Consider the following 21,050-nt stretch of genomic DNA (forward strand, 5'->3'; position numbering starts at 1 on the left):
GTTTGCATGAATCCTCATGAGCAGTTTCGCAAAGAAGTAAGCCAGAACATCGAAGGTTTGCAGCAGGACAAAAAACTTCGGTCCGAGTCGCTGGACTGGGTCGGTGTCACGGCCAAACACAAGTACACCTACAACTTCAGCTGGATGGGCCGGCCAATCATTCAGTTTCCTCAGGACATGGTCGCCATGCAGGAAATCATCTGGGACCTGCGCCCGGATGTGATTGTCGAAACGGGCATCGCCCACGGCGGCTCCCTGGTGTTTTACGCCTCGATGATGGAACTGATCGGTCACGGCGAAGTGCTGGGTGTGGACATCGATATTCGTCAACACAACCGCGAAGCCATTGAAGCCCATCCGATGGCTCGACGGATCAGCATGATCCAGGGGTCGAGTATCGATACGGCCATAGTTGACGAGGTCCGTGCGCGGGTTGCCGGCAAGAAAGTGCTGGTGGTTCTGGACTCCAACCATACCCATGAGCATGTGCTTGAAGAGTTGCGTCTGTATGCACCGCTGGTTTCGGTCGGCAGTTATTGCGTGGTGATGGACACCGTGGTCGAAGACATGCCCGAAGACGCCTTCCCGGATCGTCCTTGGGGCAAGGGTGACAACCCGAAAACTGCCGTATGGGCCTATCTGGAAGAGAATCGCGATTTTGAAATCGATGCCCGGATTCACAGCAAACTGCTGATCACCGTGGCACCGGACGGTTATCTGCGTCGGGTTCGTTAAGCAACGACATCATTGTTGAGTTCATCGGGCGATACGCCGGTTGTGGGGAAAGAATATGCAAGGCAAGTACGTTTCTGAAAGCGGATTACCACTGAACGAGTTGGTGACGGTGGTAGTGATTACCCACAATCGCCCGGCATTTGCGCGTCGGGCAGTGAAGTTTTACAGCGCCTTGCCTTGCAGGATTCTGGTGCTGGATTCTTCAGCTAAGGTCACCGATGGCATCGACGGTGCTTACCCTGGCATCGACTACCGGCATTTGCCGCAGTACGGCTATTGGGGCATTCGGGCCAAGCTCGATTACGGTGTGCAACAAGTCACTACGCCCTACATGGTGTTCGCTGCCGACGATGACTTCATCGTGCATGACGCCCTCGACGCTTCGGTCTCGTTCCTGGAAGCGAACCCGGACTACGGCATGTGCCATGGTTACTGCCTGATGTATCTGGCGCTGGCCGATAGCGTGAGCTATTACCGCCGGGACAAGAAGGTTTGTGAAGACTATTCGTCCGATCGCGCTCAGGATCGCGTGATTGACTTCATGCATCAGTACATTCCCCCGTTCTATGCCGTTCACCGTACCGCGATGTTGCGTGACTGGTACGCGCTCATGCCGCAAGACACCATCTTTGAATGGCAGGAAATCGGTCATGCGTACTACATGTTGGCGAGGGCCAAGGCGCGAATTCTGCCGATCCCTTATGTGGTGCGCGAGGTCAATTACCTGGAGTCGGAGCACAACACCGAGATCTACAGCACCCTGACCCTAGCCGATGCAAAATCGGTGGCGGATCGTGAGACTTACGCTCAATTACTGTCGACGTTGCCAAGTGCCCAGACGGGGCTCGATCCCGCGCAGGGCAAGCAGTTGGCACTGGACAGTTTCGAGGCTCTGGCCGACAGCCTGCGTAACCGTCGGGCGCTGACCGCCGAACCTATTTTCGAGTCGCGCTGGACTGATGTGCAGAAGGGGCCAAGCCGTCGCTTCGGGCTTTTGCAATACGTAGAAATGCCTTTCTACAATCAGCCGTTTTTCGATCTGTTGAGCCGATTCGAGATGATGCTGCACGGCATGCCGGCCGGCCGTGTTCAGCTCCAGGGGCTCGAAGGTATTTGGGCGCACCAGGAAGACATGATGCGTCCTCGCAACAACGACACGACTGAAAGTGTTGTCGAGCGACTCTGGCATGCGTATGACCGCAGCCCGTTCAACCGTCAAGTGGTCAAGCGCCTGGCGCAGCAGTTGGAACTGCTAGGCGACGCCGACGAGGCGCGGGACATGTTCGCCTGGGCCGAGCGCCTGGACGCTGTATCGACGCAAGGCAATGACGAGGCGTTCGGTGCCATGCGCTCCGGTCGCCTGCTCAAGTGGCTGGCGGCGCGCGCCCCTGAGGCTGACGAAGTCGCCGCGACTTCGCGTTTCCTGGCGGACCACAACGGTGGTCCACAATTTGGCATTTTGGTGCTGGACCTCGAAAACGACGCGGCCAAACTGCAAATCACCCTCGACAGTTTGCTGGAAGGTCACAACCACGCCTTCAAGATCGTGGTGTTCACCACGGGCGAATTGTTGACGGCCACCACAGAGCGCAACACGCTGCACTTTGTTCGTGTAACCCCGGTCAACTATGTCGACAAGCTCAATCAGATCGCGCGTCAATCGACGTGCGACTGGTTGCTGCTGACCGAGGCGGGTGACGAGTTCACTGCGGGTGGTCTGCTGCGCGCCGGACTGGAACTGCGTGCCGCGCCTGAATGCCGAGCGGTGGCATCCGACGAAATTCACCGCGATGCCAATGGTGCGCTGGTGGATGTGTTCCGTCCAGGCTTTAACCTCGACCTGCTGCAAAGCCTCCCAGCGCTGATGGCGCGACACTGGCTGATTCGCAAGGATGTGTTGCTGGACGCGGGCGGTTACCAGGCCGACTTCAGCAAGGCGCTGGAATTCGACCTGCTGCTGCGCATCATCGAACAGGGCGGCCTGGCCTGGCTGGCACATCTGGACGAGCCGCTGCTGATCGCCCGTGCACCGGTACTGGAGGAAAACGCCCACGAGCGTCAGGCGTTGATCCGTCACCTCGCGACCCGTGGCTACAAGGCGCAAGTCAGCTCGGACGAACCTGGCACTTACCGTATCGACTACCGTCACACTGAACGTCCGCTGGTGACAATCATTGTGGCGAGCCAGGACGATCTGGAGCAACTTCAACGTTGCCTCACCGGCATCGTGCAACGTACCCGCTACACCCGTTACGAAGTGCTGATTGCCGATAACGCGAGTCAGTCCCCCGACCTTCTGCAATGGCTGGACGGTCTCGGACAGCCGGGCGACCGGGTCCGTGTCTTGCGCGCGCAAGAGCGTCTCAGCACGTCGGCCTTGTACAACGAAGCCAGTCAGCAGGCCCAGGGTGAATACCTGGTGCTGCTGGCAGCGGACAGTGAAGTGGTCAACCCCAACTGGCTCGAATCCCTGCTCAACCAGGCCCAGCGTCCGGAAGTGGGCGTGGTCGGTGCCAAGTTGCAGAACCGCGACGGCAACGTTACCCAGGCCGGGCTGATTCTGGGCATGAACGACGGCGTCGGTTCGGCCTTTGTCGGTGAGCCGAAGGATGCCAAGGGCTACCTGAATCGTCTGGTGCTGGAACAAAACTATTCGGCCGTCTCGGCCGTGTGCCTGATGATCCCCAAAGCGTTGTTCGACGAGGTTGGCGGACTGGACGAAGGCGCCTTCACCGATGCTTTCGCCGATGTCGATCTGTGCCTGAAGGTTGGTCAGGCGGGTTATCTGGTGGTGTGGACGCCGCAAGTACAGGTCATTCACCCAGGCACCTTGCCCGATGCGCCGCAGACTCTTCAGGCCTTGCGTGAAAAGTGGGCGGGGCCGTTCCAGCATGATCTGGCGTACAACAAGAACCTCGCCTTGACCGGCAAGGGTTTTACCCTTGGCAGCGCGACCAGTGTGGATTGGGCGCGGTTGCTGGTTTAAGTCTGGTGCACAGGTAGAAGGATTCGCGGCATGTTCAACGGTAAATCGATTTTCATCTCCGGCGGCACCGGTTCGTTCGGTCGCAACTTCATCCGTCGCCTGCTGGAGCAATATCAGCCCAAGCGGGTGGTGGTGTTTTCGCGTGATGAGCTCAAGCAGTACGAGATGCAGCAGACGTTCAACGCGCCGTGCATGCGTTACTTCCTGGGCGATGTGCGCGACGCCGAGCGTTTGCGCCAGGCCATGCGCGGCATTGACTACGTGGTGCATGCCGCCGCCCTGAAGCAAGTGCCGGCGGCCGAGTACAACCCCACCGAATGCATTCGTACCAACGTCAACGGCGCGGAAAACATCATTGCCGCGGCCATAGATAACTGCGTGAAAAAAGTCGTCGCGCTGTCCACCGACAAAGCCGCCAGCCCGATCAACCTGTACGGCGCAACCAAGCTGCTGTCGGACAAATTGTTCGTCGCCGCGAACAATATTGCCGGGGACCAGAACACACGCTTCTCGGTGGTCCGTTACGGTAACGTGGCCGGCTCCCGGGGTTCGGTCGTGCCGTTCTTCAGCAAGCTGATTGCCGAGGGCGCGACAGAGCTGCCGATCACCGATGAGCGCATGACGCGCTTTTGGATCACCCTTGATCACGGCGTGCAGTTTGTGCTCGACAGCTTTGCCCGCATGCATGGCGGTGAAGTGTTTGTGCCGAAGATTCCGTCGATCCGCATCGTCGATCTGGCGGTGGGTATGGCCGGGCACTTGCCGCACAAGAACGTGGGCATTCGTCCGGGCGAAAAACTCCATGAGCTGATGGTGCCGCTGGACGATGCGCGCATGACCCTGGAGTTCGACGATCACTACACGATCCAGCCGTCGATCCGCTTCACCAGCGTCGACGTGGATTTTTCCGTGGACAAACTGGGCGAGCAGGGCCAGCCGGTGAGCGAAGACTTCGAGTATCGCTCCGACACCAACCCGCAATTCCTGACGGTGGGGCAGATTGCTGATCTGCACGCGGAGCTGTCGGCATGATTCCTTACGGTCGGCAGAGTCTCGATCAGGCGGACATCGACGCGGTGGTCGCCGTGTTGCAGTCCGACTGGCTGACTCAAGGGCCGACCATCGAGCGATTCGAACAGGCCATGGCCGACCGTTGCCAGGCCGATTTTGCGGTGGCAGTGTGTAACGCCACGGCGGCGTTGCACATCGCTTGCCTGGCGGCCGGGCTCGGGCCGGGTGATCGTTTGTGGACCACGCCCAACACCTTTCTGGCGTCGGCCAATTGCGGTCGTTATTGCGGTGCCGAGGTGGACTTCGTCGACATCGATCCGCTGACCTGGAACCTCGATGCTGATGCCCTGAAAGCCAGGCTGGAAGCGGCGGTGGACAACGGTACGTTGCCTAAGGTGCTGGTGGCGGTGGCGTTCTCCGGCCAGAGTTGCGACATGCGGCTGATCGCCGAGCTGGCCGAGCGTTATGCTTTCACGGTCATTGAGGACGCCTCCCATGCGGTCGGCGCGTCCTATGCCGGGCGACCGGTGGGCTGTGGTGATTTCGCGGCAATGACGGTGTTCAGTTTTCATCCGGTGAAAATCATCACCAGCGCCGAAGGTGGCATGGTGCTGACTAATCGCCCGGAACTGGCCGAGCGCTTGCAACGTCTACGCAGCCACGGCATGACTCGCGATCCGCAGCACATGACCGAGGCCAGCCATGGCCCCTGGTATTACCAGCAAGTGGAACTGGGCTTCAATTACCGAATCACCGACCTGCAAGCCGCCCTCGGGCTGTCGCAACTGAACAAACTGGATGGCTTCATCGAGCGCCGGCGTGAACTGGCGGCGCGTTATGACCGGTTGCTGGCGTCTTTGCCGTTGACCTTGCCCAGCCCTCAGCCTGAAGCCGAGTCGGCGTGGCATCTGTATGTGGTGCGCTTGCAACTTGATCGCATCAAACTCAGCCATCGACAGGTGTTCGAAGGGTTGCGAGCTGCCGGCGTCGGTGTGAATCTGCACTACATTCCGGTGCACTTGCAGCCGTACTATCGCGACCTGGGTTTCGCCGAGGGCGACTTTCCGCAAGCCGAACGTTACTACGCCGAGGCCATCAGCCTGCCGCTGTTTCCGTTGCTCAGTGATGAGCAACAGGATTTCGTGGTCGAGCAACTGCGCCGGCTGACCGAATAAATACCGCCACAGGCGGCGGATGGGAATGTGCGATGCGCGAATTGAGCGAGCAGGAAAGATTCTGGCAAGGCGACTTCGGTAACCAGTACGTCGACCGCAACGTCGGGCAGCCCCTGGTGGCGGCCAACCTGGCGTTGTTTGCCAAGGCACTGACACGTGCCGGGCGGATTGACAGCCTGGTTGAGCTGGTGGGCACCAATGCCGGCAATAACTTGCAGGCGCTGCGCCAGCTGTTGCCCCGGTGTGAACTGTTCGGCGTGGAGATCAATGCCAGCGCCTGTGCCCAGGCCCAGGCGCTGGACATCGCGCAAATATGGCACGGCTCGCTGTTCGATTTTCCCCGCGAGCGCAGCTTTGACTTGACCCTGAGCAAAGGCGTGCTGATTCATCTGGCGCCGGAACTGCTGGCCGCAGCCTATGACCATCTGTATGCGTTGAGCCAGCGTTATATCCTGATCGCCGAGTACTACAACCCGGTGCCGGTCGAAGTGTCCTATCGCGGGAACAGCGGCAAGTTGTTCAAACGCGATTTTGCCGGTGAAATGCTTGATCGTTACGCTGACCTGCAACTGCTGGATTACGGTTTTGGTTATCACCGCGACCCGCAGTTCCCGGTAGACGACATCACGTGGTTCCTGCTGGAAAAACGCTCTTGAACAACGTCGCAATCATCCCGGCTCGCGGTGGCAGTAAACGCATACCGCGCAAGAACCTCAAGCCGTTCGACGACGTGCCGATGATTGCCCGTTCGATTCAAACCGCCCTCGATTCGGGACTGTTCGCCCAGGTGGTGGTCAGCACCGACGATGAAGAAATCGCCGCGCTGGCTCGGGCCTGCGGTGCGCAAGTGCCGTTTATGCGGCCCGCGGCATTGGCTGATGATTTCACCGGCACGGCGGCGGTGATTGTGCATGCCTTGGCGGAGTTGTCTCGACAAGGCCAGGATTTTGATTGCGCCTGTTGCATCTATGCCACGGCGCCATGGCTGCAAGCGCGATTTTTGCAGCAGGGTTTAAAGCTGCTGGAGCAGCATCCGGACAAGTCCTTCGCCTTCTCGGTCTGCGATTTCGGCTTTCCGGTGCAGCGTGCCCTGACCCTCGATGAGCAGGGTGCCTTGATGGCGTTGTACCCGCAGTTTCGCGAGACTCGCTCCCAGGACCTGCCGCCGGCCTATCAAGACGCCGGGCAGTTTTACTGGGGCCGCAGCAGTGCCTGGCTGCAGGGCGAGGTGTTGTATTCACCGCAAAGCCTGCCGGTGATCCTGCCGCGCTATCTGGTGCAGGACATCGATACCCTCGAGGACTGGAAGCGCGCCGAATACCTTTACGCGGCGCTGAAGGCCGGTGGGGAGCTGCAATGAGAGTACTGATCCGTGCCGACGCTTCGCCGACCATTGGCAGCGGTCACATTGCCCGCTGCCTGACCCTGGCCAGGGTGTTGCGCCAGCAGGGCGGGCACGTGGCATTTGCCTGTCGTCAATTGCAGGGCCATCGACTCGACAGCGTTGCCGCCGAAGGTTTTGAAACCTTTGCGTTGCCGGATCGCTATCCCGACGAAGACCCGCAGCAAGCCATCGAAGCCATGTTGCCGTGGCAGGCGGACATTGCCGCGCTGGGGCAAGCGCTGGAACACCATCAGGCCTTCGACTGGATCATCGTCGACCACTACAGCCTCGATCATCACTGGCAGACGGCGGCTCGTCGCTGGGCACCCCGGATTGCGGCGGTGGATGATCTGGCGACGCGCACCTACAGCGTCGATTTGCTGCTGAACCAGAATCTGTCGGGTACCCCTGAGGCTTATGCCGGACTGCTTGCACCCGATTGTCGGACTTTGATCGGACCACGCTTCGCCATGCTGCGGGATGAGTTCTGCTGCCCGGCGATCAAGATCAAGCGCCAGGCGAAGCGCGTACTGGTGAACTTCGGCGGCTTCGATGCCGCGATGCAGACTCACCACGCGATGCTGGCGCTGGCGGATTTTCATCAGCTTGAAGTCGATTTTGTTGCCGGTGGCGATAACCCGGCGTGGGAGGAAATGCGGGTTCTGGCGGCACATCATCCGAACTGGCGCTTGCACCGTTTTGTCGACGACTTTTACCGATTGATGACCGAAGCCGACCTGTTTGTCGGTGCCGGCGGCGGGACCAGTTGGGAGAGGGCGGCCATGGGGCTGCCGACGATCTGTATTGCGGTCTCGAATAATCAGCAAGCCAACGGCGAAGTGATGGCGACGTCGGGGGCTCATGTGTATCTGGGCACCCGCGAGCAGGTCAGTGTCGAGCAGTTGCGTCAGGCCATCGGTTTTGTCGTCGGCAATCAGGGATTACGGCAAAGCCTGGCTGGACGTTCACGGCAACTGGTCGATGGTCGGGGTGCGCAGCGTGTCGCGGCGGCGCTGGCCGGTGCGGTGTTGCAGGTGCGCCCGGCGACAGCAGGCGATGCACAGTTGTTGTTCGAAGGACGCAATGCCGAGGCGGTGCGTCGCTGGTCGCTGGAAACCGGGGTGATTGAATGGCAGCCGCATCAAAACTGGCTGACTGCCAGTCTGAGCAACGATCAACGCTTGCTGTTGATCGCCGAAGCGGATGACGGCCCGGTCGGGGTGCTGCGTTATGACTTGCGCGGCTTCGCAGCCGAAGTCTCGATTTACCTGTTCGAAGGGCGATTTGGCCTGGGTTGGGGCAGGGCGTTGCTGGCGCGAGGCGAAGCTTTCGTGACGCAGCATTGGCCGCAACTGCAAACCATTACCGCGCAGGTTTTGCCGGCGAATAAGCCGTCGCTGAAGGTGTTTCGCGAAGCCGGTTTCACCCAGAGTGCTTGCGCCTTCACGCGCCTATTGAAGGATCACCACAATGACTAGTTTCAAGATTGGCCACCGTAGCATCGGTGCTGATGCGCCGCCGTTCATCATTGCCGAGATGAGTGGCAACCATAACCAGTCCCTGGAAGTGGCGCTGCAGATCGTCGAAGCCGCCTCCAGGGCCGGCGCTCATGCCTTGAAGCTGCAAACCTACACCGCCGACACCATGACCCTGGACCTGTCCGAAGACGAGTTCTTCATCAAGGACCCGAACAGCCTGTGGGCAGGTACTTCGCTGTACGCGCTGTATGAGAAGGCCCATACACCCTGGGAGTGGCATGCACCGATTTTCGCCCGTGCCAGGGAGCTGGGCATGCTGGCGTTCTCCACGCCGTTTGATAACAGCGCGGTGGACTTCCTGGAAAGCCTCGACGTGCCGGCGTACAAGATCGCCAGTTTCGAGAACACCGATCTGCCGCTGATTCGGCGGGTCGCTGCTACCGGCAAGCCATTGATCATTTCCACGGGCATGGCCAGTATCGCGGAACTCGACGAAACCGTACGTGCTGCCCGCGAGGCCGGTTGCCAGGACCTGGTATTACTCAAGTGCACCAGCACCTATCCGGCGACGCCAGCCAATAGCAATGTGCGGACGATTCCTCATCTGCGCGAATTGTTTGGTTGTGAAGTGGGCCTGTCCGATCACTCCATGGGCGTCGGCGTGTCGGTGGCAGCCGTCGCGCTGGGGGCGACGGTGGTAGAAAAACACTTCACCCTCGACCGTGCTGCCGGGGGCGTGGACGCCAGTTTTTCGCTCGAACCGGCTGAGCTCGCCAGCCTGGTGATCGAAACCGAACGTGCCTGGCAAGCCATGGGGCAAGTGCATTACGGTGTGTCCGAGGCCGAGCGAAAGTCGCTGGTGTACCGCCGTTCGCTCTACGTCACCGAGGATATGACGGCCGGTGAACCCTTCACCGTCGACAATTTGCGTGCCATTCGTCCAGGCCTCGGGCTGGCACCGAAACACGCGCAAATCCTTCTGGGGCGCCGTGCGCGCCACGCTATCAAGCGTGGGACGCCACTGGACTGGTCATTGGTCGAATAACGCCTTATCGCCCTGATTCGGCAAAATAGAGTGACCTGCGAGTCAGAACGCGCATCTTCACTGTATTGTATAAATGGGGAAGGTGGCGCCTGGTCTCTGTTTTTGGCCAGTGATAGCCTTTTATTCTTCTTGCTGTCGCCTCTTCGAGGTGACGTTTTTCTCCGTTAGTCGGCGCCCCTCAATTCCTTGCGAGCGGTGGTTTTGGGCTGTTTATTATTGGGAAGTCGTAATGATTGGCATAAAAAGCATTGCGAGCTACGTTCCTGTAGCCGGCGTGGACAATTACGCACAAGGTGCAAAATTCGAAAAGGATGAAGAGTTCATCCTGGGCAAGATCGGTTCGGCTTTCCTGCCGCGCAAAGACGCCGGGCAGGAAACATCGGACCTGTGTGTCGAAGCAGTCAACGCGCTGTTTGCCAACAATCCCGGTTTGAAACGTGAAGCTATCGACGTGCTGATCGTCGTCACGCAGAACGGCGACGAAGAAGGCCTGCCCCATACTGCAGCGATCGTTCAGGACAAACTGGGCCTGCCGACCACCGTCGCTGCGTTCGATATCTCCCTGGGCTGTTCTGGCTACGTTTACGGCATCTATGCGATCAAAGGTTTCATGGAAGCCACGGGGCTGAAAAATGGTCTGCTGGTGACGGCTGACCCGTACTCGAAGATCGTCGACCCGGAAGATCGCAACACCACCATGCTCTTCGGCGACGCTGCCACCGCTACCTGGATGGGCGAAGACGCGCCATGGCAGCTGGGCAAGGCCAAGTTCGGCACCGACGGTTCCGGCGCACCGCACCTGAAGGTAACCGATGGCGTGTTCTTCATGAACGGCCGTCAGGTCTTCAACTTCGCGCTGCTCAAGGTTCCGGCGCATTTGCATGAGCTGTTGGCTGAAGCGCAACTGACGGCTGACGATGTCGATGCCTTCTGCATTCACCAGGGCAGTGCGGCGATTGTCGATGCAGTGGCGCGACGCTTCGAAGGTGAGCCGGAAAAGTTCATCAAGGACATGGTCGAGACCGGTAATACCGTGTCGTCGAGCATTCCGTTGCTGCTGGAAAAACACGTTCTGGGTTCCAGCTGGAAGCGCGTCGCGTTGAGCGGTTTTGGTGTTGGATTGTCCTGGGGTTCGGCGATCATTTATCGTCCTTGAGCTGACTTTGGGGCATAAAAAATAGCGTTCAGGGTGTAACCTTGAACGCTATTTTTTTTGGATGGCGAGCGAGGCGATATGAGCGACAGCTTTGACCACAATGCTCCGGTGATAGAGCGACGCTGGCCGGCGCTGTTTGCACGGTTGATCACCGAAGCGAGTATGGAAGATCAGGCTGCGCTGGTAGAAGGTTTAGGCTCGACCCTGAGCATTGCCGGCATTCAGCTCACCAGTCGCCATGACCGTACGCGTGAAGCACGACTGCAGGCCGCCAGCCTACCCCCGGCCAGCCCGGTGGTGCATGTCTACGGCACGGGGTTGGGTGACTTGCCGTCCGTCTTGCTTGAGAGCACCGATCTTCAGCGTTTGTACGTGCATATCCTCAACGGTGCGATTTTCCTGTTGACGCTGCAGTTGCTCGATCAGCGGCAGTGGCTCAGCGATCCACGGATCGAGTTGCGGTATGCCGGTGATTCGCCGGACATCCACCTGCCGTTTTTTGCGTTGCCCTCCGAGATGCTGCTGGCAGACGATTTTAACGCCAAGATTCGTGATCGGCTGATCAGCGAAGTGCACCTTGCCTTCAATAATCGCGAGTTCGACCCGCAGTCCCCGGAGATTGTCCAGCGACTGGAAGAGAGTGTTGAGCTCGTCAGCCAGGATGCCGATGTCGCCGAGTTGTTTGCGACATGCCAGGGTCGGGAAGTGTATGTGATTGCCACGGGGCCGAGCCTGGAACAGCATTTCGAGCAGCTTCGAGCGGTACGCGCGCAGGCACAGCGGCCCTTGTTCATCAGCGTCGATACCGCCTACCGACCCCTGCGCGAACACGGCATCAAGCCGGACCTGGTGGTCACTATCGACCAACGCATCAGCTTCAGGCATTTGCCGCCCGAAGACACGGGCGACATCCCTCTGGTCTATCTGCCGCTGAGCGACCCTCAGGTCTTGACGGCGTGGCAAGGGGCTCGTTACGTCGGGTATTCCGCCAGTCCGGTCTATGCCGCTATCCGCCAGCAGATCAGCAAGGCTGAGTTGTATGTCGGCGGCAGTGTGATCCATCCAGCGGTGGATCTGGCCGTGAAGATGGGCGCGGACCGCATTACGCTGTTCGGCGCCGATTTCGCGTTCCCCATGAACAAAACCCATGCCGGCTGGAATGATGGCGAGCTGGGTCCTGCGGTGAGTCAGGCCAAGCACTGGGTGCTCGACGGGCATGGGCAGCGCGTGCGCACGCAGTTGAATTTTCGCAGTTACCTGTGTGAGTTGGAGCGCTACATCGCCGGGCATCCGCAGGTGCGCTTTTTTAACAGCAGTCGGGCAGGCGCGATGATTGTCGGTACGACGTTCAATCAGGAGTTCGTGCAGTGAGTGGTTTTGCACAATGCATCAGTGAATGCCGTCAGTGCGCCGGGCTGTTTCGTCTCGGGCGTGATGTCGAGGCGGCGCTGACCATGGTCGACGTCTTTGAGAAGTCGCAAACTCTGTTTAGCCGAACACCTCCAGCGATCCAGCAGCAGTGGGCGCAATTGCTGATGTCGATGTTCGCTGCACAGGAAGCGCAGGACTGGCTGGGGTTGGCTGACTCAATGGAATATGAATTGATCGACTTGCTGGAAGCAGGCCACGTTTATCTCTAATCGATATTTTTACTGGGTCAGCGTAATCCTGTCGTTTTTTCGCTTCGCTTTTATAGGCGTTTTTTGACGTCAAGTTTCTCTCGTGGGTCTCGTGCAGGCCTTTGTTTTCGGAGGGGTGGCAGTGTGATGGCAATTTTTTTCAAAAAAGCCCTCAAGCAACCTGCAATCGCGACGATAACTACTACGAAGGTTCTCTAGGCCATACCCGGCGGTTGCCAGGGCCGGAAGCCGCAGCACCCAACCAACGAGGAACTCATCATGTCTTTAGGCGTAAACACTAACGTTACTTCCCTGAACGTCCAGAAGAACCTGGGCCGTGCATCGGACGCCCTGTCTACTTCCATGACTCGCCTGTCTTCCGGCCTGAAAATCAACAGCGCAAAAGACGACGCTGCCGGCCTGCAGATTGCTACCCGCATGAGCAGCCAGATTCGCGGTCAGACCGTAGCGATCAAAAACGCCAACGACGGTATCTCGATGGCTCAGACCGCTGAAGGCGCTCTGCAAGAAACCACCAACATTCTGCAGCGTATGCGTGAACTGGCTGTACAAGCACGTAACGGCACCAACGGTACTGCTGACCGCACCGCGACCAACTCTGAATTCACCCAGATGTCGGACGAACTGACTCGTATCGCGAGCAGCACCAACCTGAACGGCAAATACCTGCTGGACGGTACTGCTGGCGCCATGACTATTCAAGTAGGTGCCAACACCGGTACTTCCAACCAGATCACCTTGACCCTGAGCAGCAAGTTCGACGCCGCCAGCCTGTCCGTAGGTTCCGGTACTGTTGTTCTGACCGGTGCAACCAGTGCTGCCGCCGGTTCGGCTATCGACGGTGCAATCACCGCAATCGACGCCGCTATCGCCATCGTAACTGCCAACCGTGCAAACCTCGGTGCTTCGCAAAACCGCCTGACTAGCACCATCGCCAACCTGCAAAACGTCAACGAGAACGCCACCGCTGCAATGGGTCGCGTACAAGACACCGACTTCGCAGCAGAGACTTCGGAGCTGACCAAGCAACAAACCCTGCAACAAGCTTCCACCGCTGTTCTGGCTCAAGCCAACCAGCTGCCTTCCGCTGTACTGAAACTGCTTCAGTAATTTCGGAATGAGTTTTGGCGGGGGGGTGCGCTTGTCGTGCTCTCTCGCTTTTTTGCTTTAGAAGGTGATGGATATGGACATGAGCGTTAAGCTGAATTTGTCTTACCCGGCCGCCCCTGGTACCGCTGCCGATAAACCGGCTACTGTGTCTCGCAGCGACAACGATACCGTTCAACCTGTGGCTGAAAGCAAAAGCTCGGATCCGGGCAAGTTGAAGCAGGCCGTGCAAGAGATCGAAAAATTCGTACAGTCGGTCAAACGCAATCTGGAGTTCTCCATCGACGAGGCTTCCGGCAAAGTGGTTGTGAAAGTGATTGCCAGTGAATCGGGTTTGGTGGTGCGGCAGATCCCTTCCGAAGAAGTCCTGAAACTGGCGGAAAGTTTGAATACGGCCAGCAACGTGCTGTTCGACGCGAAAGCCTGAGAAATGGCATGAATCGTGTCTGTACGTTGAGTTGACGGCGCATCCGGTCAAAAGACCGGCGACAGACAGAAAGGGAGATGCACATGGCAAGTCCAATCACGCCGGGTACAGGCCTCGGTTCCGGTCTGGATATCAATTCGATCGTTACAGCGCTGGTCAACAGTGACAAGTCGGCCAAGCAGAACCAGATCACCACCCAGACGACGCTCAATACGTCGAAGATATCGGGTGTGGGCTCGCTCAAAAGTGCGCTGGCCGCCTATCAGGCCGCCATGGATAAGCTCAATAGCAGCACAGCCCCTGCGTTTGCGGGTTTTGCGGCAACTTCGTCGACTGCGACGACCTTGACGGCGACCTCTGACAACACGGCCGTCAACGGTACGTACAACATCAAGGTCAACAACCTGGCTACCGGTTCGAAAGTGGCTAGCGCTTCTTTTGCAGGCGGTGCTACCAGTACCATTCCGAGTGGTAATTTGACCATCAGTCAAAATGGCACTGACTACAACGTTACTATCCCGACGAGTGCAACTTTGCAATCCGCTCGTGACGCGATCAACTCCACTCTGAGTGGTCAAGGCATATCGGCCAACATCGTGACTGACAGCTCGGGCTCACGCCTTGTTATCGGGTCGACTACGACCGGCAAGGGGTCAGACCTGAAGGTCAGCGGTATTCCCGGTCTGGCAATCGACGGCACTCAAGTCCTGGGCACCATCCCTGATCCGAGTAACCCGGGCCAGACCATTCCTGATCCAAACGGTGCAGGAACGATTGGTGCGCTGGCTACTGATGCGAGTCTGACGATTGATGGTCTGGCAGTGACCAGCAAAACCAACACCATCAATGGTGCGGTGAGCGGATTGAGCATGACGCTGGTGGCACTGGGTACCTCGACAGTAACTGTGTCGACCAACACGACCGGGTTGCAGACTGCGTTGCAGTCCTTCGTCGACTCCTATAACACCTTGGTGAAAACGGTCACCTCACTGACCCAGGCCACCGCCGATAGCAGTGGCAAGCTGACGGTCTCTGCTCCAATGACCGGTGACTCCTTGCCTCGTTCGCTGCTGGCTGATGTTCGCAAGGAGCTGGTCACGCCGGGTCCGGGTGGGCAGCTGTCGGTGCTGGCGCAATTGGGTATCACGACGGACCAGAAGGCCGGTACGCTGAATTTTGATACCGCAAAGTTCAATACTGCAATGACCACCAAGGCGTTGGGCAGTCAGATTCAAACCCTGTTTACCGGTACCAACAGCAGCAACGGCCTACTGGCCAGAATGAGCAAGGCGATCAGCCCTTACTCGCAGACCGGTGGCATGTTGGATCAGCGCACCACCAGCCTGAACAAGCAGAAAAACGACTTGAGTTCTCAGCAAGTGGCGTTGGATCTGCGTGTCACCACGCTGACGGCGACGCTGACCGCCAAGTACAACGCCATGGACCTGTTGGTTGGGCAGATGAAGGCGACGGGAAGCAACATCACCTCGTTCTTCAATAGCCTGGATGCGCAACAACGCGGCTAAGTAGCGATGATGTGACAGAAAAAACCCGGCTGTGTTTTAACGCGCCGGGTTTTTGTTTTTTGATTTAAAGTTTTTTGGCTCGTAGCCGATATATTGGTCAAGCGAGCCCATGAATTGTGATGAGGTAGAAACATGAATCCGATGTTAGCCCTTCGGCAATATCAAAAAGTTGGAGCGCAAGCCCAGGTCTCCGAAGCCAGTCCGCACCGTTTGGTGCAGATGCTGATGGAGGGTGGGCTGGATCGTATTGCCCAGGCAAAAGGTGCCATGGAGCGCAAGGATATTCCGGGTAAAGGTGTATTGATCAGCAAGGCCATCGGTATCATTGGCGGCTTGCGTGAGGGCCTGGATCTTGAGAGCAGGGCTGAAGAAGTGGGGCAGCTTGATAACCTCTATGTCTACATGATGAAGCGTCTGGCTGAAGCCAACATCAAGACCGACCCAAAGATTCTCGACGAAGTCGCGGGTTTGCTTCGCACCGTCAAAGAAGGGTGGGACGCCATCGCCGAGCCAAGCCCGCAGTTTTAAGGAGATCACCATGAGTCTTGTATTGCAGCGAATCGAACAGACCCGCGAAGCGTTGGTCGGGGCATTGGCTGAGCGCAACTGGGAAGTCATTGGTGCATTGGACCTGGATTGCCGTTCCTGCATGGAAGACGTTATGAGTGAGGCGATCCTGGACGAGGCCGCGTTGCGCGATAACCTTGAGGAGTTGCTGGGGGTGTACAAGCAGCTTCTTGAGGCGGCAACGGGAGAAAGGCAGGCGATAGTCGATGAGATGACGCAGATCCATCAAGCACAGAACGCGGCAAAGGTTTACCATCTGTTTGGATAATTAATCCTCGGTTAATCCAGACATGTGCGCCATAAATTTGACTGTGCACGTTTTTTTGACTTAACTAGTGGCTGTTTTCAGATTTCAGGCGTCTACAGGCACATGGTGTCCTGCAAGCGTCTCGCTTGCCCCTTATTTCGGGCATTGAGTTGACTAGGGAAGTTGCTATTGCATGTGGCGTGAAACCAAAATTCTGCTGATTGATGACGATAGCGTCCGCCGCCGCGATTTGGCGGTGATTCTGAATTTTCTCGGTGAAGAAAATTTACCCTGCGGTAGCCATGACTGGCAGCAGGCTGTCGGTTCGTTGGCATCCAGTCGTGAAGTAATTTGTGTCCTCATCGGGACGGTCAATGCTCCAGGTGCGCTTCTGAGTCTGTTAAAGACACTCTCCACCTGGGATGAGTTCCTTCCGGTTTTGTTGATGGGCGATAATTCTTCCATTGACCTGCCGGAAGACCAGCGTCGCCGAGTGCTTTCGACCCTGGAAATGCCACCCAGCTACAGCAAGTTGCTCGATTCCCTGCACCGTGCCCAGGTCTATCGCGAGATGTACGACCAGGCCCGTGAGCGCGGTCGTCACCGCGAACCCAATCTTTTCCGTAGCCTTGTCGGCACCAGCCGGGCGATTCAACACGTCCGCCAGATGATGCAGCAAGTCGCCGACACCGATGCCAGCGTGCTGATCCTCGGTGAGTCGGGGACTGGCAAGGAAGTGGTTGCGCGTAACCTGCATTACCACTCCAAGCGCCGTGAGGCGCCGTTCGTGCCGGTCAACTGCGGGGCGATCCCCGCGGAGCTGCTGGAAAGCGAATTGTTCGGCCATGAGAAGGGCGCCTTTACCGGTGCGATCACCAGCCGTGCCGGGCGTTTCGAACTGGCCAATGGCGGCACCCTGTTCCTCGACGAAATCGGCGACATGCCGTTGCCGATGCAGGTCAAATTGCTGCGTGTGTTGCAGGAGCGCACCTTCGAGCGCGTGGGCAGCAACAAGACCCAGAGCGTCGATGTGCGCATCATCGCGGCCACTCACAAGAATCTCGAAAGCATGATCGAGATCGGCACCTTTCGCGAAGACCTGTACTACCGCCTGAATGTGTTCCCGATCGAGATGGCGCCGTTGCGCGAGCGCGTCGAGGACATTCCGCTGCTGATGAACGAGTTGATCTCGCGCATGGAGCACGAAAAGCGGGGTTCGATCCGTTTCAACTCGGCGGCAATCATGTCGCTGTGCCGTCATGGCTGGCCGGGTAACGTCCGCGAGCTGGCGAACCTGGTGGAGCGCATGGCGATCATGCATCCGTACGGCGTGATCGGCGTGGTCGAATTGCCGAAAAAATTCCGCTACGTCGACGACGAAGACGAGCAGTTGGTCGACAGCCTGCGCACCGACCTGGAAGAGCGGGTGGCCATCAACGGTCACACTCCCGACTTCAGTGCCAATGCCATGCTGCCGCCGGAAGGCCTGGACCTGAAGGATTACCTCGGTGGTCTGGAGCAAGGCTTGATTCAGCAGGCTCTGGACGATGCCAACGGCATTGTCGCGCGAGCTGCCGAACGCCTGCGAATCCGTCGGACCACCCTGGTGGAGAAGATGCGCAAGTACGGTATGAGTCGTCGTGACGGTGATGAACAGGCGGATGATTGACGCCTGTTTTTCAACTCCTTCATTTATAGGCGGTTTTTTTTCGGCACGGGTATTGCTACATCCCTCGCAACGTTCCGTTTCACTGACGGTCAGCCAAGCGAGAGAGCACGATGCCCCAAGCCGCCCAGATGTCTCCTGTCTCAGATGCTTTTGGGAATGCCCTGGGGCAACCGTCGTCGGTAGAGCAGGCAAGCCGGCAGGGTCTTGAACAGGCTTTTGCCCTGTTCAGCCAGATGTCGAGCCAGTTGACCGACTCCTACAGCATGCTCGAGGCCCGGGTCACCGAGCTCAAGGGCGAGCTGGCGGTGGTCAGCGCCCAGCGCATGCAGGAGCTGGCGGAAAAAGAACGCCTGGCCAACCGTCTGCAAAACCTCCTCGATCTGTTACCCGGCGGCGTCATCGTCATTGATGCCCTGGGCATCGTGCGCGAGGCCAATCCGGCGGCTTGCGAACTGCTTGGGCTGCCTCTTGAGGGTGAGCTGTGGCGGCATGTCATTGCCCGTTGCTTTGCGCCCCGTGAAGACGACGGCCATGAAGTGTCCCTCAAGGACGGTCGGCGATTGTCGATTGCCACGCGCTCGCTGGATGCAGAACCCGGTCAGTTGGTGTTGCTCAACGACCTGACTGAAACCCGTCATTTGCAAGATCAACTGGCCCGCCACGAACGCCTGTCGTCCCTGGGGCGAATGGTCGCGTCGCTGGCTCATCAGATTCGTACGCCATTGTCTGCCGCGTTGCTGTATGCCAGCCATTTGACCGAGCAGGCGTTGCCGGTCGAGACCCAACAGCGTTTCGCCGGGCGACTCAAGGAGCGCCTGCATGAGCTGGAGCACCAGGTGCGCGATATGCTGGTGTTTGCTCGCGGCGAGCTGCCCTTGACCGATCGTGTAACCCCCAGGCAACTGATGCAGTCGCTGCAAGCGGCAGCATTGACCCATGTGCAGGACCTGCCAATCCGCTGGCAGTGTGACAGCCATGTCGGCGAGTTGCTGTGCAGTCGCGACACCCTGGTCGGGGCCATTCTCAACCTCATCGAAAACGCCATTCAGGCCAGCGGCGGTCATGTCCGTCTGAAGGTTCATCTGTACACCCGCGAAAACACCCTGCGCCTGTGTGTCAGCGATAGCGGCAGCGGTATCGACGACGCCGTGCTGGCGCGTTTGGGCGAGCCGTTTTTCACCACGAAATCCACCGGGACCGGCCTGGGCCTGACGGTGGTCAAGGCGGTTGCGCGTGCCCATCAGGGCGAGTTGCAGTTGCGCTCGCGGCTGGGGCGCGGCACTTGCGCGCAGGTGAGCCTGCCGCTGTTTTTCGGTGAAAAAACCAGCGCTCAGAGAGCCGAGTAAAGGTCATGGGTATCAAGGTTCTACTGGTCGAGGATGACCGCGCGCTACGCGAAGCACTGGCTGACACGCTGTTGCTCGCCGGGCACGATTACAAAGCCGTCGGTTCGGCGGAAGAAGCATTGGCGGCCGTGGGGGGCGAGGCGTTCAGTCTGGTGATCAGCGACGTCAATATGCCGGGCATGGATGGCCATCAGTTGCTCGGCTTGCTGCGCGCGCGTCAGCCGCAACTGCCGGTGTTGCTGATGACCGCGCACGGTGCCGTGGAGCGGGCAGTCGATGCGATGCGCCAGGGCGCTGCGGATTATCTGGTCAAGCCGTTCGAGCCCAAGGCCTTGCTCGATCTGGTGGCCCGTCATGCCTTGGGCAGTCTGGGCGCGCCGGAGAGCGAAGGGCCTGTCGCGTTCGAACCGGCCAGTGCGCAGTTGCTCGAACTGGCTGCGCGGGTCGCGCGCAGCGACTCCACGGTGCTGATTTCCGGCGAATCGGGGACGGGCAAAGAAGTGCTGGCGCGCTACATTCATCAACATTCTCATCGCGCCAGCCAGCCGTTCATTGCGATCAACTGTGCGGCGATCCCCGACAACATGCTGGAGGCCACGCTTTTCGGTCACGAAAAAGGTTCGTTCACCGGTGCCATAGCGGCGCAGGCCGGCAAGTTCGAGCAGGCCGATGGCGGGACTATCCTGCTCGACGAAATTTCCGAGATGCCCCTGGGGCTTCAGGCGAAATTGCTGCGTGTGCTGCAAGAGCGCGAGGTTGAGCGAGTCGGTGCACGCAAGCCGATCACCCTGGACATTCGTGTCGTCGCCACCACTAACCGTGATCTGGCCGGGGAAGTGGCGGCGGGGCGTTTCCGTGAAGACCTTTATTATCGCCTGTCGGTGTTTCCGCTGGCCTGGCGTCCGTTACGCGAGCGCCCCGCCGACATCCTGCCGCTGGCCGAGCGTCTTCTGGCCAAGCACGTCAATAAAATGAAGCATGCCGTGGCGCGACTGTCCCCCGAGGCGCAGGCTTGCCTGGTCGGTTATCCGTGGCCGGGTAACGTGCGTGAGCTGGACAACGCGATCCAGCGTGCGCTGATCCTGCAGCAAGGAGGCTTGATTCAGCCTCAGGATTTCTGTCTGAGCGGCCCGGTCGCCTGTGCGCCCCTGCCGGCCCTGGCGTCGGTGCCCGTGCCCGCGCGGGCGGTGGAGGTCGAAGCCGAAACGGGCGGAGCGCTGGGGGATGACCTGCGTCGCCGTGAGTTCCAGATGATTATCGACACGCTGCGTACCGAGCGTGGCAGGCGCAAGGAGGCTGCTGAGCGGCTGGGCATCAGCCCGCGTACCTTGCGCTACAAATTGGCGCAAATGCGCGATGCGGGAATGGACGTGGAAGCCTGTTTGTTCGCCACCTGAACGCTTGCTTTTGTAGGGGGCGAGCCTGCTCGCGATGGTCGTTAACGATTACTCGGGGTTTCAGGATAAGCGCGGTGCTCTTGAGATCATCGCGAGCAGGCTCGCTCCTGCAGGACGAGGTTCGGCTTAGGGCCGGGGTTGGCTTTTGTTGGGC

At 58.9% G+C, this 21,050-nt stretch carries 19 protein-coding genes; all 19 read left to right on the forward strand.

Translation table 11 applies throughout. The features are described from left to right. The first annotated feature begins 6 nt into the window (after positions 1–6). A complete protein-coding gene (locus tag JQF37_RS20320) occupies positions 7–735 on the forward strand; it encodes a cephalosporin hydroxylase family protein (protein WP_103402454.1) in 729 nt (242 codons plus the stop codon). Positions 736–790: 55 nt separating this feature from the next. After that, positions 791–3,721, forward strand: coding sequence for a TIGR00180 family glycosyltransferase (locus tag JQF37_RS20325; protein WP_103402455.1), 2,931 nt, complete (start codon positions 791–793; stop codon positions 3,719–3,721). Between the two features lie 30 nt (positions 3,722–3,751). Then, a complete protein-coding gene (gene pseB / locus JQF37_RS20330; protein WP_130203801.1) occupies positions 3,752–4,753 on the forward strand; it encodes a UDP-N-acetylglucosamine 4,6-dehydratase (inverting) in 1,002 nt (333 codons plus the stop codon). After that, positions 4,750–5,907, forward strand: a complete 1,158-nt coding sequence (pseC, locus tag JQF37_RS20335) for a UDP-4-amino-4,6-dideoxy-N-acetyl-beta-L-altrosamine transaminase (protein ID WP_130203800.1) — start codon at positions 4,750–4,752, stop codon at positions 5,905–5,907. Before pseB ends, pseC begins: the two co-directional genes overlap by 4 nt. 32 nt (positions 5,908–5,939) lie before the next feature. Continuing rightward, on the forward strand, positions 5,940–6,563 hold the full coding sequence (locus JQF37_RS20340) for a pseudaminic acid biosynthesis-associated methylase (RefSeq protein WP_130203799.1): 624 nt from the start codon (positions 5,940–5,942) through the stop codon (positions 6,561–6,563). Further along, the gene (pseF, locus tag JQF37_RS20345) at positions 6,560–7,267 is read left to right on the forward strand and encodes a pseudaminic acid cytidylyltransferase (protein ID WP_130203798.1); all 708 of its coding nucleotides are present in this window, start codon (positions 6,560–6,562) and stop codon (positions 7,265–7,267) included. The genes JQF37_RS20340 and pseF overlap by 4 nt, the downstream gene beginning before the upstream one ends. Then, complete coding sequence (pseG, locus tag JQF37_RS20350) at positions 7,264–8,769, forward strand: UDP-2,4-diacetamido-2,4,6-trideoxy-beta-L-altropyranose hydrolase (RefSeq protein WP_130203797.1); 1,506 nt, start codon at positions 7,264–7,266, stop codon at positions 8,767–8,769. The genes pseF and pseG overlap by 4 nt, the downstream gene beginning before the upstream one ends. Continuing rightward, on the forward strand, positions 8,762–9,814 hold the full coding sequence (gene pseI, locus JQF37_RS20355; protein ID WP_103402461.1) for a pseudaminic acid synthase: 1,053 nt from the start codon (positions 8,762–8,764) through the stop codon (positions 9,812–9,814). The genes pseG and pseI overlap by 8 nt, the downstream gene beginning before the upstream one ends. A gap of 229 nt (positions 9,815–10,043) precedes the next feature. Next, positions 10,044–10,970 carry a ketoacyl-ACP synthase III gene (locus tag JQF37_RS20360; RefSeq protein ID WP_103402462.1) on the forward strand — a complete coding sequence of 309 codons (927 nt, stop codon included), beginning with the start codon at positions 10,044–10,046 and terminating at the stop codon, positions 10,968–10,970. 78 nt (positions 10,971–11,048) lie between these two features. After that, positions 11,049–12,341: a 6-hydroxymethylpterin diphosphokinase MptE-like protein gene (locus JQF37_RS20365; protein WP_103402463.1), complete on the forward strand. Its 1,293-nt coding sequence runs from the start codon at positions 11,049–11,051 to the stop codon at positions 12,339–12,341. Then, on the forward strand, positions 12,338–12,610 hold the full coding sequence (locus JQF37_RS20370; RefSeq protein ID WP_130203796.1) for a hypothetical protein: 273 nt from the start codon (positions 12,338–12,340) through the stop codon (positions 12,608–12,610). The genes JQF37_RS20365 and JQF37_RS20370 overlap by 4 nt, the downstream gene beginning before the upstream one ends. Before the next feature lie 258 nt (positions 12,611–12,868). Further along, the gene (locus JQF37_RS20375; protein ID WP_130203795.1) at positions 12,869–13,720 is read left to right on the forward strand and encodes a flagellin domain-containing protein; all 852 of its coding nucleotides are present in this window, start codon (positions 12,869–12,871) and stop codon (positions 13,718–13,720) included. A gap of 73 nt (positions 13,721–13,793) precedes the next feature. After that, positions 13,794–14,144 carry a flagellar protein FlaG gene (locus tag JQF37_RS20380; protein WP_103402466.1) on the forward strand — a complete coding sequence of 117 codons (351 nt, stop codon included), beginning with the start codon at positions 13,794–13,796 and terminating at the stop codon, positions 14,142–14,144. An 83-nt stretch (positions 14,145–14,227) separates the two neighbouring features. Then, a complete protein-coding gene (gene fliD, locus JQF37_RS20385) occupies positions 14,228–15,670 on the forward strand; it encodes a flagellar filament capping protein FliD (RefSeq protein ID WP_103402467.1) in 1,443 nt (480 codons plus the stop codon). A 132-nt stretch (positions 15,671–15,802) separates the two neighbouring features. Next, positions 15,803–16,198: a flagellar export chaperone FliS gene (gene fliS, locus JQF37_RS20390; RefSeq protein WP_103402468.1), complete on the forward strand. Its 396-nt coding sequence runs from the start codon at positions 15,803–15,805 to the stop codon at positions 16,196–16,198. A 10-nt stretch (positions 16,199–16,208) separates the two neighbouring features. Further along, positions 16,209–16,505, forward strand: a complete 297-nt coding sequence (locus JQF37_RS20395) for a flagellar protein FliT (RefSeq protein WP_103402469.1) — start codon at positions 16,209–16,211, stop codon at positions 16,503–16,505. A gap of 172 nt (positions 16,506–16,677) precedes the next feature. Continuing rightward, entirely contained in the window at positions 16,678–18,153 is a 1,476-nt protein-coding gene (locus tag JQF37_RS20400) for a sigma-54 dependent transcriptional regulator (RefSeq protein WP_103402470.1), read from the forward strand. A gap of 110 nt (positions 18,154–18,263) precedes the next feature. Next, positions 18,264–19,499: an ATP-binding protein gene (locus JQF37_RS20405; RefSeq protein WP_130203794.1), complete on the forward strand. Its 1,236-nt coding sequence runs from the start codon at positions 18,264–18,266 to the stop codon at positions 19,497–19,499. A gap of 5 nt (positions 19,500–19,504) precedes the next feature. Next, complete coding sequence (gene fleR / locus JQF37_RS20410) at positions 19,505–20,896, forward strand: sigma-54-dependent response regulator transcription factor FleR (protein WP_130203793.1); 1,392 nt, start codon at positions 19,505–19,507, stop codon at positions 20,894–20,896. Positions 20,897–21,050 lie beyond the last annotated feature (154 nt).

The organism is Pseudomonas sp. MIL9, from assembly GCF_016887925.1.
In the GTDB taxonomy this organism is placed as follows: domain Bacteria; phylum Pseudomonadota; class Gammaproteobacteria; order Pseudomonadales; family Pseudomonadaceae; genus Aquipseudomonas; species Aquipseudomonas mohnii.

Bases quoted from the DNA above. Each gene is read 5' to 3' on its own strand.
- fleR (WP_130203793.1), top strand. From the start codon at position 19,505: ATGGGTATCAAGGTTCTACTGGTCGAGGATGACCGCGCGCTACGCGAA.
- JQF37_RS20400 (WP_103402470.1), top strand. From the start codon at position 16,678: ATGTGGCGTGAAACCAAAATTCTGCTGATTGATGACGATAGCGTCCGC.
- fliS (WP_103402468.1), top strand. From the start codon at position 15,803: ATGAATCCGATGTTAGCCCTTCGGCAATATCAAAAAGTTGGAGCGCAA.
- JQF37_RS20375 (WP_130203795.1), top strand. From the start codon at position 12,869: ATGTCTTTAGGCGTAAACACTAACGTTACTTCCCTGAACGTCCAGAAG.
- pseB (WP_130203801.1), top strand. From the start codon at position 3,752: ATGTTCAACGGTAAATCGATTTTCATCTCCGGCGGCACCGGTTCGTTC.
- JQF37_RS20365 (WP_103402463.1), top strand. From the start codon at position 11,049: ATGAGCGACAGCTTTGACCACAATGCTCCGGTGATAGAGCGACGCTGG.
- fliD (WP_103402467.1), top strand. From the start codon at position 14,228: ATGGCAAGTCCAATCACGCCGGGTACAGGCCTCGGTTCCGGTCTGGAT.
- JQF37_RS20340 (WP_130203799.1), top strand. From the start codon at position 5,940: ATGCGCGAATTGAGCGAGCAGGAAAGATTCTGGCAAGGCGACTTCGGT.
- JQF37_RS20395 (WP_103402469.1), top strand. From the start codon at position 16,209: ATGAGTCTTGTATTGCAGCGAATCGAACAGACCCGCGAAGCGTTGGTC.
- JQF37_RS20405 (WP_130203794.1), top strand. From the start codon at position 18,264: ATGCCCCAAGCCGCCCAGATGTCTCCTGTCTCAGATGCTTTTGGGAAT.
- pseC (WP_130203800.1), top strand. From the start codon at position 4,750: ATGATTCCTTACGGTCGGCAGAGTCTCGATCAGGCGGACATCGACGCG.
- pseG (WP_130203797.1), top strand. From the start codon at position 7,264: ATGAGAGTACTGATCCGTGCCGACGCTTCGCCGACCATTGGCAGCGGT.
- pseI (WP_103402461.1), top strand. From the start codon at position 8,762: ATGACTAGTTTCAAGATTGGCCACCGTAGCATCGGTGCTGATGCGCCG.
- JQF37_RS20360 (WP_103402462.1), top strand. From the start codon at position 10,044: ATGATTGGCATAAAAAGCATTGCGAGCTACGTTCCTGTAGCCGGCGTG.
- JQF37_RS20320 (WP_103402454.1), top strand. From the start codon at position 7: ATGAATCCTCATGAGCAGTTTCGCAAAGAAGTAAGCCAGAACATCGAA.
- JQF37_RS20380 (WP_103402466.1), top strand. From the start codon at position 13,794: ATGGACATGAGCGTTAAGCTGAATTTGTCTTACCCGGCCGCCCCTGGT.
- JQF37_RS20325 (WP_103402455.1), top strand. From the start codon at position 791: ATGCAAGGCAAGTACGTTTCTGAAAGCGGATTACCACTGAACGAGTTG.